The 14,545-nt window shown below is 48.0% G+C and carries 13 protein-coding genes; 5 read left to right on the forward strand and 8 right to left on the reverse strand.

Going from position 1 to position 14,545, the window contains the following annotated elements:
* Positions 1–142: 142 nt before the first annotated feature.
* Entirely contained in the window at positions 143–388 is a 246-nt protein-coding gene (locus McpCs1_RS04140; RefSeq protein WP_338095995.1) for a ribbon-helix-helix protein, CopG family, read from the forward strand.
* Positions 385–645: a type II toxin-antitoxin system RelE family toxin gene (locus McpCs1_RS09315; RefSeq protein WP_420847064.1), complete on the forward strand. Its 261-nt coding sequence runs from the start codon at positions 385–387 to the stop codon at positions 643–645. Before McpCs1_RS04140 ends, McpCs1_RS09315 begins: the two co-directional genes overlap by 4 nt.
* 59 nt (positions 646–704) lie before the next feature.
* Here the strand turns inward: McpCs1_RS09315 and McpCs1_RS04145 are convergent, their stop codons facing one another.
* The 3 genes from McpCs1_RS04145 to McpCs1_RS04155 all read right to left on the reverse strand — a co-directional run bounded on the left by McpCs1_RS04145 (position 705) and on the right by McpCs1_RS04155 (position 3,203).
* Positions 705–1,046 (reverse strand): hypothetical protein, encoded by a 342-nt coding sequence (locus tag McpCs1_RS04145; RefSeq protein WP_338095996.1) that lies wholly within the window; start codon positions 1,044–1,046, stop codon positions 705–707.
* A 205-nt stretch (positions 1,047–1,251) separates the two neighbouring features.
* Positions 1,252–1,836 (reverse strand): hypothetical protein, encoded by a 585-nt coding sequence (locus McpCs1_RS04150; protein ID WP_338095997.1) that lies wholly within the window; start codon positions 1,834–1,836, stop codon positions 1,252–1,254.
* A gap of 77 nt (positions 1,837–1,913) precedes the next feature.
* Positions 1,914–3,203 carry a hypothetical protein gene (locus tag McpCs1_RS04155; protein WP_338095998.1) on the reverse strand — a complete coding sequence of 430 codons (1,290 nt, stop codon included), beginning with the start codon at positions 3,201–3,203 and terminating at the stop codon, positions 1,914–1,916.
* Between the two features lie 261 nt (positions 3,204–3,464).
* On the opposite strand from McpCs1_RS04155, the gene McpCs1_RS04160 reads away from it, so the two are divergent.
* Complete coding sequence (locus tag McpCs1_RS04160; protein WP_338095999.1) at positions 3,465–3,908, forward strand: hypothetical protein; 444 nt, start codon at positions 3,465–3,467, stop codon at positions 3,906–3,908.
* A 2-nt stretch (positions 3,909–3,910) separates the two neighbouring features.
* A complete protein-coding gene (locus McpCs1_RS04165) occupies positions 3,911–4,771 on the forward strand; it encodes a winged helix-turn-helix transcriptional regulator (protein WP_338096000.1) in 861 nt (286 codons plus the stop codon).
* Between the two features lie 664 nt (positions 4,772–5,435).
* Here the strand turns inward: McpCs1_RS04165 and McpCs1_RS04170 are convergent.
* Positions 5,436–7,448: a thioredoxin domain-containing protein gene (locus McpCs1_RS04170; protein WP_338096001.1), complete on the reverse strand. Its 2,013-nt coding sequence runs from the start codon at positions 7,446–7,448 to the stop codon at positions 5,436–5,438.
* A gap of 146 nt (positions 7,449–7,594) precedes the next feature.
* Here McpCs1_RS04170 and McpCs1_RS04175 point away from each other — a divergent pair, with 146 nt between their 5' ends.
* Positions 7,595–8,659, forward strand: coding sequence for a hypothetical protein (locus McpCs1_RS04175; protein WP_338096002.1), 1,065 nt, complete (start codon positions 7,595–7,597; stop codon positions 8,657–8,659).
* Between the two features lie 389 nt (positions 8,660–9,048).
* On the opposite strand, the gene McpCs1_RS04180 is transcribed toward McpCs1_RS04175, so the two are convergent.
* The 4 genes from McpCs1_RS04180 to hisS form a co-directional block, all read right to left on the reverse strand.
* The gene (locus tag McpCs1_RS04180) at positions 9,049–10,263 is read right to left on the reverse strand and encodes an MFS transporter (protein WP_338096003.1); all 1,215 of its coding nucleotides are present in this window, start codon (positions 10,261–10,263) and stop codon (positions 9,049–9,051) included.
* Between the two features lie 168 nt (positions 10,264–10,431).
* Entirely contained in the window at positions 10,432–11,529 is a 1,098-nt protein-coding gene (locus McpCs1_RS04185; RefSeq protein ID WP_338096004.1) for a DNA topoisomerase IV subunit A, read from the reverse strand.
* Positions 11,522–13,324 carry a DNA topoisomerase VI subunit B gene (locus McpCs1_RS04190; protein ID WP_338096005.1) on the reverse strand — a complete coding sequence of 601 codons (1,803 nt, stop codon included), beginning with the start codon at positions 13,322–13,324 and terminating at the stop codon, positions 11,522–11,524. Before McpCs1_RS04190 ends, McpCs1_RS04185 begins: the two co-directional genes overlap by 8 nt.
* Positions 13,311–14,543 carry a histidine--tRNA ligase gene (gene hisS / locus McpCs1_RS04195; protein WP_338096006.1) on the reverse strand — a complete coding sequence of 411 codons (1,233 nt, stop codon included), beginning with the start codon at positions 14,541–14,543 and terminating at the stop codon, positions 13,311–13,313. The genes McpCs1_RS04190 and hisS overlap by 14 nt, the downstream gene beginning before the upstream one ends.
* Positions 14,544–14,545 lie beyond the last annotated feature (2 nt).

The raw sequence follows: 14,545 nt of genomic DNA on the forward strand, positions 1-14,545 counted from the left end.
GTGTGATAGGATGAAAATGGAGTTTATGCTGCCAATCATGTCCAGAATATAATGAAAATCATAGCAGCGGAGATACTTCATCTGAGATGCTGGATACCTGCCACAATGTATTTGATTTCAGCAATCCATAGATAAGATCATCATGACTGAGGCGGTCACCATTACTCTTCCCCCAGAAATTGTGCGGAAACTGGACAAACTCAGAGAGGACGAGGGGACGAGCTATGAGGATGTCATCTCACGAGTCCTTGATTACTTTATGGATGCAGACAACTATGTCACTGAAGAGGAACGGCAGGAGATCCTTGCAGCATTGGCAGATGTTGAAGCGGGGAATTACTATACCTCTGAAGAAGTTGACGCAATGCTTCAGGCTAAAATCGAATGAGATTCGTATATCGTCTCATTTATACATCCCAAGCAGTAAAATATTTGGACAGTCTTGAGATATCTACTGCATTTCGGATCCGGGATAAAATCAAGAGTATTCTTATGGATCCTTGGCGATATACCGAACCTCTGGTCGACATGGACGGATTGCGTAAACTCAGGGTCGGTGATTATCGAATAGTTCTCTCCATAGATCGTGAACAGGTGATAGTTACTATCATCAACATCGGTCACCGAAAAAATATCTATAAGTGAAGTATTTTTATTTTTGACAGGACTCACGTGAAGTGGTGCTCACGAAAGATGATCAGTATTTATGAATAAAGATTTATCAGCCGATAATATGTTTCATTATAATAGATACAGCGATTTACTTTTGTTCTGCCGTATTTTTCCATAATTTCATCGGCATCATGGACGCTGAGAGGGGTAATTCCGTCACTGGCACCATTAAGATAGATTTTCAGTTTCAGTATGCGGTTATCAGAAACAGTAAGGCTGCGGGATGGGTCGAGCATCAGAGCATGTAATGCAGGATATTGCGAGAAATCTTCGTCACTGAGATTTACCACTACTAAAAGATCACTGGGAGGATGAGTTGCAGTACCTGCTTCTGTTACTATAAGCCATCTATCCCCGCTGGTGAAAAGATACACCCCCCCTCAGTAGATCATCAGTACGAAGACACAGACGAGGATGGTAACAATTAGAGTAGTTTTTTTCATGGAATTTTCACCGAGAATGAGATGAAATCTCAGGTAATGTAGTGTATTGGAGTGAGAGTATATAAGTACATTGACCAATCCGTGATAGGTGCGTTTCGTAAAAAGTTCACAGAAAAAAAGTAAGAACTGATGTCCCTCAAGACAGAAGTTTATCCTTGATCTGGATCCATGGAGGAATGGGATCCTCTCCGATCAGTACCAGAATTTCGTTCGCCTTCTCAACCGGCAGAATGATGGTATGATCCAAATCGCCATCCCGAATAGGAGAGACATAATAATACAGCTGATTTCGCTTATTCGGCATGTCTGGAATGGTTACGTAAATCCGATCAATCATAACGGTGGCGTTTGGCCGGAATTCTTCATACAGCGGAGGACAGATGAGTTCACGAGCAGGATTGTAATGAATCTCTATTGCAACACCGTGCTGAGCGGCATCCCGTTTATTTATATAACCCATGGCATACCAATTATCATAATTCTCTTGAACGAACTGTTCGATTAGTTCGATCAATGCGGTTTCATTCTCTGTGGTGATTTCTACTCCGTGAGATACGATGGAAAGACCGTTTTTTTCCGGAATTCCCAGCGGGGACAATGAGGGGTCAGGGTGCACACTTCGTTCATTCACATCCTGAATGAGAAAAATTACTACGAGGCACACAATAGAGATGAGGACTGCATAAAATGCGATGAGTTTGAGGGTTTCATTGCGGGACATTTTGATTCATTAACTCTCAGTTAGCTGACTTTTCATTACTACAATAAAATAAATTTGAGGGTATAAATTAATTATGATTAGAGTGTCCACCCTCCATTACCATATACTACAATGTACTCTCCATTCGGCCCTGTATTTCCCTGACTGCTTTTTGCAGCATTTACTGATGATTGCAACGAATTTCCATTAGCAAGGTTTTGAATGATAATTTTATTCATGCCAAATTCGTACGTGTAATGAACTTCCTTGACATATCCTGTAACTACACTTGCTCCGGATGCAGTAAATTTGGATGCAAGTGTGTTGTCGGCGAACCACCCGTCTCCAAATCCTTTGCATATGCCTAAATGCACATACGCGCCACCAAGTTTATTGCCGCTATAATAATACTCAAAGAAGCTTGGTAAAAGGGCAAATTTATCTGGTTCATTAGATTGATAGACAACCCCTACCCGATTTTGCAGCAAATCACTGGAGTACATACTCAATTTTGTAGATGTCGTAGTTTCACAAAGAACAACACTTGGGTGGTTGGTAAGGAGGTTAAGAGAGTAAACACCTCCGTGAGATACAATAACGATTACACGGTAACCGCCTGACATCGATGTTCCTGACAACAGCGTTCTGTACTGAGGGACGGTTGGATTTCGTTCGACAGTACTTGAAATTGATGGATTATTTGTCGAAAGATAACTGATTAAAGGGTCGAAACTTGCGACATGTTGCCCTGTCGCATCCAAATCATAAATCAATAAAGCTTTATCTCCAGGTACTGCCCGCAGCAGTGATTTGTCTGAATTTAATTCATCAGAAGACAAGCTTTCCTGCATTTCTGTAAGTAAGATATCCTGATTTAATCCATCACAACATTCGTCTCTGACAAGTTTTACCATCGCGAGAACACCATTGCTGTAGGTAAAGGTAAACGTCTTCGCATTGGCATCATAATAGATCGAATCACGTTCAATCAGAGGTTCAGAGTACGTCGAAAGATCATACTGCTGCAAGATACTGTTGGTTCGCATCTGATACTGCGTCTGCATCTGCTGATTCACATTCGCGGACTCTAATCCGGAAATACTGTTCATCATCGCATATCTGTTGCCGGAAGGGCTGGACATGCTTGAGAGCACAGTTGCCATGTAGTTTGCTTTGGCATCGTCATCCAGAGAGTTGTACAGTGCATCATCAAACACAGTGGAGAAGACCGAACCTGCGGTCATCATTCCCTGAATTTCCTGTTGAGTAAACACGGCGGAGCCGTCATCAGCTACTGCGGGAACAATCACCGCACAGGTCAGAAGTACGGCAAGCAGTAGGAATACTGAGATTTTGCCAATACGACATATTTTTTTTGTTTCTTTCATAATAAGTCTCCTCATGTCGCACAGATCTCTGAAATGGAATACTCAATTCCGGAAATGTGTGCGGCATGATTAGTTCTGATACAGTATCAGGTAAGCCTAGGTTGAAAGAGATTATCCGCGTCATATTAGATAAATAAATTGACCAAAGTGTTGTGGGTTGCTGAATCACACCACACGACAACACAACCAACATCAAAATAATTGCAACCCACAACAATTTGGTCAAACTATTTATAACAAATGAAAGAAAAATATTTTCGCATGAGATATCTTAAAGGAATATTGATTGCAGCAGTTATCCTGCTGGCATGTATCGCACCGGCAACCGCAGCGAACACAGATGCTCAGGTAGAGTTTGAAATTCTGATTGATGAACAGTCTCAGAACTTAGGCAGGGCAGCACCAATTTATGGTGAGGTCAGGCAGGGAGTGACAAATTCCTACACCCACATACCAAATGGTCAGACACTCGAAATTTCACTCACATGGAATCGAGCATCAGAAAATGATCTGGATCTCTACATAACCATACCAAATGGTGGTACCAGTCTGATACACGATGATATGGATGGAAAATTCGATGGAAAAATATCTCTCAAAACATCCCTGACTTCAAGTACTGTCAATCGCATATGGGGATGTGATGTGATCGGTGCACGCGTATCAGGCACGCAACCATACACTTTGATTATTAATAGTTACTAAGTATGAAAAGCGATCTGCTGCACAGAATTGGAATTATGGTGCTTGTAATACTGATTCTCTTCAGTGCAGCAGTTGTTCTATTTTTCGCAGAGGGAGGGGAGATTCGCGGAATTAATCATGATCCGAACAATTCCAAAACGTCCTTGGACTCCCAAGGAATTGTTTTTGAAGTGGTTGAAGAAGAGATTGTTCCCATTTATGATGGAACAGAGATTAAAACCATCGAACTGTGGCAGATGCCTCCAAAGGAGATTCTCAGAAGACTCATTGTGTTTCCTATGGGATACATCCCACCCATTACAGGACAACTCATCACCTTCTTCATCTCTTGCCTCGGTCTTGCATTCATCATCCTCTTCCATCGTGAAACCAGGAAAAAAGATCATCAGGATAGCGAACGTCCGGAAAAAATTCTCACCTACATCACCGAAAATCCCGGCCGGTCCATACAACAAATCGTCAACGGAACAAATATTCCCCGCAGCAGTCTCCGTCATCATCTCAGAACAACACGGATGAAGAGTCAGATCCAAGAGTTCACATACTGCAAAAACCCGCATTATTTTTCCAGGGAAAAATCCTACACCGATATTGAGAAGCTGGTGCTTGCTGTACTTTCCAGCGAAAGCGAGAGACCGGTATTCATAGAGCTGTTCAACAATCCGAAAGCAACCAAACAGGATCTCGCAGAACGCCTGAATGTCAGCGAAAGTGCAGCGCACTGGCATCTCAAAAGACTGAATGCCGCTGAACTGCTGGTGGTTGAAACTGACAGAGGTCAGAACCGCTACCGTTTGTCCGTGGACGCAGAAAAAACATACAGGAAATTCCTTCAGATAGAAGCAGCCGCACGGGCAGGATAAAACGGTAGTCGGTATGCGGTTACAGGGAAATCGGATGAATTATTCCTTGAATGGAAAATAAATCTGAGAGAATGAATTTTGCGAAAAAGTGTAGTCGATGTAGCCGGAAAAATCAGTACTGTTCTCTTGAGAAAATATTTACTGAAAACCACAATAGAAAAATACCTACTACACAAAAGGTAACTCACCGGAAACTGAATTATTTTTGAAATAAGGGGTTGGAAACATCCTGATTTGTAGTCGCATGTATCGGCTACATCATCTTTACCCATAAAATCTGAAAAAAATAATTTCCGTTTTTGGAATTTTTGATGTCTGGCCTCGCTTGGGGTAACCACGGAAAACACTGAACACACGGAATTCCACGGAAAAAAACACAGAATACCGCTTCGCTTACGGAAAACACGGAAAGACTAAGAGTACGGGTATGTGTATAGGTCCCCGCTTTGAGACACCAACTTCCTTAGGTTTTCCGTGTTTTCCGGCGCCGCAGGCGTTCTCCGTGTTTTTTTCCGTGGAATTCCGTGTGTTCAGTGTTTTCTGTGGTTACTCCAAGCGAGACCAAAGACAGAAAAATCCCAAATAACGGAAATCATTTTCATCAGGCATCAAGATGATAACCACATCATCATTGTCATCTCAGAAAAAATATCCACCAGTAACCTCACCGCCCCGCGATCAACTCCCTCAACTTTTCTACACTCCCGACCGGAGCAGAACACATCCCATCACGACAGAAGTACAGCATCATTCCACTCTCAGGAATAGGATACGCAGCAGTAAATGGCGCGACCCCCGCAAGAGCATCAGCAGAAGACGCACTCTTCACCAGAACAGCAGCATGCGACGCTTCAGAAAATTCCAAAACATCCCATAAAATCCCATCACCAGCAGAACAACACACAACCTCGCCCGCAGGGTACAACCTCTCAAGCATCGCAAGAAGCAAAAGACAGTACCCGGCAGGATACCGCTCCGCAACTCCCGCAGCAAACGAAAGCTGCTGCTCCGCAATCTCCTGCCATCGTACATCACCAGTCAGACGGAAAAGCCGCACAAACACCAGAGCCGCCGCAGAATTTCCCGAAGGCATTGCGCCATCATACACCTCCTTCGGCCGCCCGATCAACTGCTCAGCATCGAACGCATACAAAAACAGACCGCCGTTTTCCTCATCAGAAAACAGCTCAACCATTTTTTCCGCCAGAAAAACAGCATCCAAAAGACACGAAGCATCAAAATTCGCCGCATACAACTCAAGAAGCGACCAGGAATAAAACGCATAATCCGAAAGCTGTCCGGCAACTGCGGCCTCACCATCCCGGTACCGGACAAACAGACGTCCGTCAGCATCCCGTAGATATTGATCAACAAACTCCCGGCAGCGAACGGCTGCCGCAAGATACTCCTCGTTTCCAAAAACCCGGTAACCTTTCGCAAACGCAGAAATCATCAGAGCATTCCACGAAGTCAGCACCTTATCATCAGTCAACAGTTTCGAACGGTCTCTCCGATAATCGTACATTTTTTTCCGCAGGACAGCCATATGCGGAGTTTGCTTCGCAAACTCCGCATTCCCCAAAAGATTTGGCACACTCTTCCCCTCAACCATCCCGTGCTCCAAAATCCCAAACCAATCGCAGAACTCAGATCCGTCATCAGGACCCAGAACATCCAGAACCTCTGAGCGGGAAAACAGATAGAACCTCCCCTCAACCCCCTCACTATCCGCGTCCTGCCCGCAGAAAAATCCGCCTTCAGGACTCTGAAGCTCCCGCAGAACATACGAAAAAATTTCAATCCCAACATTCTTGAAAAAAGAACTCTTCGTCAGACGAAACATCTCCGCGTACGAATACGCAAGAAGAGCATTATCATACAACATCTTCTCAAAATGCGGAACAAGCCAGGAACCATCCGTCGAGTACCGCGAAAATCCTCCGCCAACCTGATCACAAATCCCGCCGCGGGCCATCTGCGTCAACGTCTTCTCAGCCATCGACCTCGCAAACGCATCATGCTCAACCTCAAAATACCGCATCAGAAACAACAGATTATGCGGCATCGGAAACTTCGGAGCCGGACCAAAACCCCCGTTTCCGGAATCAAAACTCTGCCGGAACTGCCCAACCGCAGACCGCAGAAGACTCTTACTCACAGCTCCCGGGCGACCGGCGGCCGCCTTTGCAGCAAACGCTGCAACCTCATCAGCCGCAGAAAGAATCTGATCGCGGTCCTTTTTCCACAGCCCGAGCACCTCAGGCAGAAACTCCAGAAGTCCGGGCTTCCCGAACTTCGCATGCTTCGGCAGATAAGTTCCGGCAAAAAACGGCTTCTGATCAGCAGTCATCAGAATCGTCAGCGGCCAGCCGCCAGAACCCGTCATCGCCTGGCACACATTCATATATACTGCATCAATATCAGGCCGCTCCTCACGATCCACCTTGATCGAAACAAATTCCTCGTTCAAAACCGCAGCAACCTCGGGATCCTCAAACGACTCACTCTCCATCACATGACACCAGTGGCAGGTCGAGTAGCCGATGCTCAGAAAAATTGGTTTCCCTTCGGCCTTTGCTTTCGCAAAAGCCTCCGGCCCCCATGGATACCAGTCGACCGGATTGGTGGCATGCTGCAAAAGATACGGAGATTTCTGATCAGAAAGATGATTGGGCATGATGAAGGACCTTTGTTCAACAGTTAGCGGAAAACAAAGAAAAATGTATCAGTGGCGGCATGTTTTTCGCAAAAAACAGAGACACAATAATTCAATATCAGGATTCAGGATATTTATATATAGAAACAGGTAAATTTTCATGTATTATGAGTGAATCTGAAAAAACCGAGATCAGAAACTACCTGTCAGCTGCAGGATTTCTCCTCATCGCAACGTACATGTTGTATCTTGCGATCTCCATTGGACTGGTTCTCGCCCGTCCGGAAGTACTCAATGCAACAGTTGCCCTCTCACTGATAGTGATCGGAGTGCTTCTGCTTGCAATGCGAAAACGCGATCTCACCGCTATCACACTACTGATGTTTGGACTGAATCTCGGCATCATGCATTTCAGGCCGGAAAAAATCTTTCCTGAAAACGGAGTTCTGATTGCCGGCATCTTCTTCCTGATTCTTGCGGTGGTCATCTTAACCAGCACAGAGAAAAAGAAGTATCTGCTGTTCCTGTTGTCACTTCTCCTCGGCATCTCGCTTGTCGAGGCAGGAGTCGGAACAGGAGCTGAACCAATAGACATTGCGACTCTGGTAGTCAGCGGTCTTCTTGCACTCTACTATGCTCTTGCCGTATCTGCCGAGCGGGTCAGCCTGCCGGGCAGCACTTTGCTGAAATCTGACGGACAGACTGACTTCAAAGTGAGCGGAGCAGTGCTTGGCTATCTTATCTTCGGGCTGCTTCTTGCAGTGGACGTCGTCTATTACTTCACCGCAGGGGTTGGAACGCCACTTGGAAATGTCGCCGCAATAAAAATGATGGGCGGAATTATGCTCTGTCTCGTCGCGGTCCTCCTCTGGACACTCGGCAGAATGAAGTACACCCCGGCAATGTTTTTCATGATGGGAGTTTTCTTCTTCCTCGGCAGTCAGATTGCAGATGTGACGGTCGCAGGACAGACATTTGTTGTCAGTGAGGCATTCTACCTGATCGCTGCCATGATGGCAGTGGTCAGCATCATCACTCTGATGAAGACCGAGTCGAGAATCATTCCTGCGGTCATGATTCTGGTAACTGCCGTGTCGTATGCACTGATCGGTGTGTTTGCCGTGTCACTCTCTCCGGTTATTCAGGGAGTTGTTGCTCTGATTCCGGTACTGATCGCGGTGTACCTCGCGTTTGCGGTGTTCAGCCAGAGTAAGAAACTTCCGCTGTTCTGAAAGGAACAGCTATTTTTTTGTGAATAAAACTTACGCGATGCTTTTTTTGAAACACGAACCGCATGAAAAAACACGAATGGTTTAACTCACGAAATATTTCGAAAAACACGAAACCTGCTATTAAGTTCAGAATCAGTCACAAAATCTCTCATAAGATCTGGAAGTGTCTTTGCTGAAACTAATCAATAATTTCCGCATAGAAACTCCTATTTCGTGTTTTTCGCACTATTTCGTGAGTTAAATCATTCGTGTTTTTTAGTGTGGTTCGTGCTCTAAAAAATCACAACGCGGCATCATCCAGATCATTTTGCAAAATAATTTTTTCACCGCATTTTCTATTGCAAAAATAAAATCAAAAAAATTTTCAAAAAAAATTTCAAAATATTTTTTCAAACACCCGACCGCCTGCCGCGGAAAAATCCCGCGGCAATCCAGTAGACAACACCAATCACCACACCAACAACACCAATCGTAAGGAAGAGACCCTGATAGGTTCCGGTCAGCGCAAGAAGTTCGGCTCCGACAAACGACGACGCGAACACACCAAAGTAGACCGCGACAATCTGTCCTCCCATGATCTTGCCCAGATATTTTTGCGGCGTAATCGAAGACAGCCACATCGCTCCGGTCGGTGTTCCAAGACCAAGACCGAAACCAACAATCGCTGCACCAAGGGCAATGACTGGCACACTGACCGCAGTTCCGATCACGAACAAACCCAGCCCCTCCATCAGAAACATCAGCGAAAACATCTGAAGAGAAGTGAACCTTCTTGCAAACCGCCAGAACGAGTAACTCGAAACCGCACTGAAGAGAGCACAGAGACCAAGGACCAGACCGCAGACCGTTGTCGAAACATCCGCAGTCTGCATCAGGAGATACGCAATTTTCGACGAAACCAGATACATCATGATCAGCGAAAGAAACAGCGTCACATACACTATCAGCACCGGCTTGATATCGAGTTTCGTCGGCCTGCTGACTCTGATATGTAAGCTATCATCATACTCTGACTCGGTCTCTTCCTCACGCTTTGGTTCCTTGATGAAAAAGAATACCAGAGGGATCACCAGAATGCCGAACAGATAAATCAGGAACGGTTCACGCCAGGAGATCTCTGCAAGAATTCCGCTGCCGGTCTGCATCACAAGGCCACCTACTCCCATCGCAGCAGACATGTATCCTAAGTAGCGTGCACGGGTAGGCCCGTCATAGTACTCGGTCAGAAGCGTTGTCACTGTCGGCATGAGACCTGCGAGTCCAATGCCAAGCCACATCCGCCAGAAGATAATTGCCGTAACCGAGTCAAGGAAAAATCCGGAAACTCCTGCAAATCCGAACAGGGCAAGACTCACCAGAAGAACTTTTTTGCGCCCGTACTTGTCAGAGATGGCACCGACAAGAAAACCCGACAGAGCGGTTGCAAGAGGAGGAAGCGTGATGATGAATGAGATCATTGTCTCCGACACATCGGGAAACGCGGCACTGATCAAGGGAAGTGCCGGAGCCACCGCTGCGGTCCCAAGAAGGGCCGGCATTGCTGCAAGCAGCAGAACAATGAGCGTCCATTTTCCCGGGACAAATGGTTTGTCGGAGCCAAACATGTGCAGAGAGATTCACACTGTAAATATATCAATATGGTGCCGCTCAACAGAGCCGAAGAGGCAGGAGGCAGCAAGATTCATGGATTTTTCCAGAAATTTTTTTAAGAATAGGATGGGCGCGGCGGAGAATTTTTTGAATTGCGAAACAACGCAAAAATTCAAAAAAAATTACCTCTTCAGCACGCCCATCTCAGACAACATATTCGGCAGATACTCCTTCGTCACGAAATCGAGACCATGACTCGCGAACGCCTGCTGTTCAGACTTCAGCCCCATCTCAAGCTGAAGATTGATCTCCTTTCGCCAGAAATCATTATCAAACCGCGGATCAGAAAGTTCAGCCCGAAGCGCCGCAACATCCTGTTCACTCAGCTTATCAGCAGGAAGATTATAATCCCGAATATCAGAAGGCTTCACCCCGACAAACTTCGCCGCAGGAGTTGCCAGAAGCTCAGACATATGAGCCGCCTTAATCGAGCCATAAGCCACAGACGCATAAATACGATACGACCAGGGATCCCCGTCAGTGAAAACAACCACCGGGATGTTCATCTCCTCATTCATCCGCTTCAGCATCCGCCGCGTCGCACGCGACGGCTGGCCGCTTAAATGCAGAAGAATCGTGTTGTATTCCTCATCAAACCCGTTCTCCTGCAGACGCGAAAACATACCACCAGTCTCAATCGCGATAACGCACGAGGCATCATGATCCACCAGCTCCACATTATCCACATTATTCGGAATATGATAGCCTGCCTCGCCTACGTCATCCTGACAGTGAATCTCCTTCATCCCGCGGCGGGTATTTTCCCGAACCCGGATCGGCCCAAAAATCGAAGCCCCGTCCTCCTCAGGACGCATATGGAAAAACTCGCGCTGAAGGTTCGTAATGATCTCCAGATCCTCAATAAGATAATTACTCTCGTTCTGGGCATTGAACTTCGCCTGCTTCCAGCCTTCCGAGATGTAATACATCTCTCTGAGTGTTGAAGAACGGTTTTCCGCAAGCTGCATCTTGATGAACCCCATCACATACGCCATCTTCAGCATATGAATAGCAGACTTTGCCGTTCCCGCGTTTCTGGTACTCTCTTTTGAGCCGTAGGTCCACACCTCGGACGAATCATCGAACGCAAGATTATACTTCGTCCTCGTCGGCAGAGTAATCGACGGCACATCTCCGGCCCCCATCTGGTCATACCAGACCTGGGCAATTTCCATCAGCCGTTTCTTTGTCGCGACATCACGCGCATTTGGTTCAGACATCCAGATCCACCACCACTTTCAGATTCTCAGCAATTCCCTGCAGATCCACAATACCGCCGCCGGTACCCGTATAGGTCACCTCAAAGTTATCTCCAGAGTGCAGCAGACGTTTCCAGATCTTCGTGTACTCGCCGTCCATCTCGGTCACAAAATCCGGAGGAACGGTTGCATCTCCCGCGGCATCGCAGGAAATATCATACAACGTCATCTCCTGATCTTTGGTTGTATAGTTGTCAACCCTGATCAGAATTTTTCCAGCTGAAGATCCCTTCTTCAGCACAACACGCCGCATGATACGTCCTTCGATCAGCGAAGTGTCAGGAGTCGGAAGCTCCACAATCTCGCCAACCTTCTGGGCAATCAACGGAATCACCGAACAGATTGCCCGGGCACGATCCTCCTGTTCCTTGCTTTTGTCGCGGCGCGACAGAAACATCTTCAGATCGCGGCCAAGCTCCTGCAACGCAAGTGTAACTTCCTTCTCAACCTCGGGAACCGAAGCGACCGCATCCTTGGACTCGCTCGTGAACGGCACATTCGTTGCCGCGACATGCACGAGAATCAGAACCGGACCCATCGGGAGACCCTGTTGGGAAACCCCGTAAGCCTTCCAGTTCACGCCGGAAACGGCAGAAGTAATCGCACACGCTCCCTGCTGATACAGCAGAGGCACGCGGTTGGCGAACCGAAGAAGCATCGCACTGCCTTCAACCGGCAGTTTTCCGCCGTAACCGATCGCAGCTTCCACGATGAAGGAGTTGCCGCCAAACACACTGCTTGGACGCGTTCGTGCTTTGATGAAGTCGAGCTGGAACTCTTTTTCCATTCCCTTCACGATCAGCTCCTCAGTGATTGGGGAGAGACACTGCAGTGCAGAAGGAGCCGGAATTTTTACGGTCTGCATTGCTTCAAGCAGAGGATTCAGCTGTTCGAGCGACAGTTTGTTTGCCGAAACTTTCGAGTCCAGCTTTGCAACCGCACAGATCTCAAGAGCGGTTTTTTCGCCGACTTTGGAAAAACTTTCAATCAGGAACTCTTTAAGCGGCAGCTCGGACGCCGCGGTCATGCGTTTTAACACGCCAAGCTCAATGCCGTACGGATGCGGCTTGATGGCAACCGGACACGGCGGAACATCGTGCGAAACACGGTCAAACGTGAACGACTCGTCATCGATCTCGACACGGAACCGGGCATGCGGGTTGACGATTGAAGTGTACTTGAGATACTCCAGCATCTTCTTCTTCGCAGCCATGGAACTTTTGAACTCGAGCTCGATGCGGGTTCCATGCGGAAGCACCCAGTCGATCTCTTCATGCGAGAGAACTTCAGGTTCGTTGGTCTCGGTCTTGATGACAAGCGTCATCTTATGCGCCGGAGATTTTGCATCGGTTCGGGAGATGACAAGCGTCGGTTTTCCGGTCGTCAGCTGTGCATACAGAACTGCCGCAGAAATGCCGATACCCTGCTGACCGCGGGTCTGGCGGACCTGATGGAACCGTGAACCATAGAGAAGTTTTGCAAAAACCGCCGGCATCTTATCCGGCACAATGCCCGGACCATTGTCTTCGACCACCACGCGGTAAACATCGCCGCCGACTTTTCGTACCGAGACGAGAATGTCAGGCAGAACCTCGGCCTCTTCGCAGGCGTCAAGCGAGTTGTCGATTGCTTCTTTAATGGTGGTGATGATTCCCCGTGTCGGGGAATCAAACCCAAGCATGTGTTTGTTCTTTTCAAAGAACTCGGCGACACTGATGCTTCGTTGTTTCTTGGCGAGTTCGTCAGCAAGTGCCATTGATTACCTCAGCGACAGCGTCCGCAAGAGGCATCTCTTTCTGGCTTGCGGCGGCAAGATTTTTCAGCGTGACCGTGCCTGCGGCTGCTTCGTTTGCGCCGATAAGGACCGCATATGATGCACCGGATTTGAGTGCGGAAGAAAGCTGGGCGCCAAAGCTCCGGTCCATTAAGTCCATCACTGCGGTGATGCCTGCTGAGCGGAACGCGGCGGCGGCGGCGTACGCCGGCCCCCGCGTTTCCGCGGTCGCGATGACGGCAACGACCGGAGCGGCGGTCGGAACGATCTCGCCGAGCGAGACCATCACGCGGTCAAAGCCGATGGCAAACCCGCAGCTCGGGACATCTTTGCCGCCGAACAGATGAGCAAGCCGGTAAACTCCGCCGCCGAGGATCTGATTTTCGGCACCGAGATTGTCGGCGAAGGCTTCAAAGACCATGCCGGTATAGTAGTCAAGACCGCGGGCGATTCCGAAGTTCTGGACGAACGGAATGTTCTGGGCTTTGAGGTAGCTGAAGGTCTCTTCGATTCGTGCTTTTTCGGGAATGTCTCCGGTGACGGCGAAGACTTCGTCAAGGGTTTCGGCGGTGATGAGCCGGACAAGCGGGTCATAGAGATCCGCATGGCCGATTGAGGCAAGCGTGTTTTCCAGAAGTTCCATGTCACGCTTGTCAAGAGCTGCCATGACTTTCTTCTGTTCAACTGCGTCAAGGCCCGCAAGCATGTGTTTCATCGGGGAGAGGTGGCCGATCTTTAAGACGAACCGAACGCCGGAACAGCTCAGGAGATCAGACGCAAGGGCGATGACTTCTGCATCGGCTGCCGCAGAGTCGGCACCGATGAGTTCGCAGCCGAACTGCCAGAACTGCCGGTAGCGTCCTTTCTGCGGACGTTCGTACCGGAAGCATTCGGCGAAGTAGAACCAGCGAAGTGGTTTTGGTGCGACCTGGGCTTCGTTGACGTAGGCCCGGACAACTGCTGCTGTGATTTCTGGGCGGAGTGCTATTTTTCTGCCGCCTTTGTCTTCGAAGGCGTACATTTCTCCGATGATTCCTTCGCCTGATTTGACGGTGAAGAGTTCCTGCTCTTCAAACATGGGGGTGACGACTTCGCCGTAGCCGAATGAGGCGGCGACGTCTCTCATGCGGCGTTCGATACTTCTCCGCTGTGCCATTTCTGCGGGAAGGAAGTCCCGCGTTCCGCGTGGTTTCTGCAGCATTT

Origin of the sequence: Methanorbis rubei, assembly GCF_032714495.1 — an archaeon.
Lineage (GTDB): Archaea > Halobacteriota > Methanomicrobia > Methanomicrobiales > Methanocorpusculaceae > Methanocorpusculum > Methanocorpusculum rubei.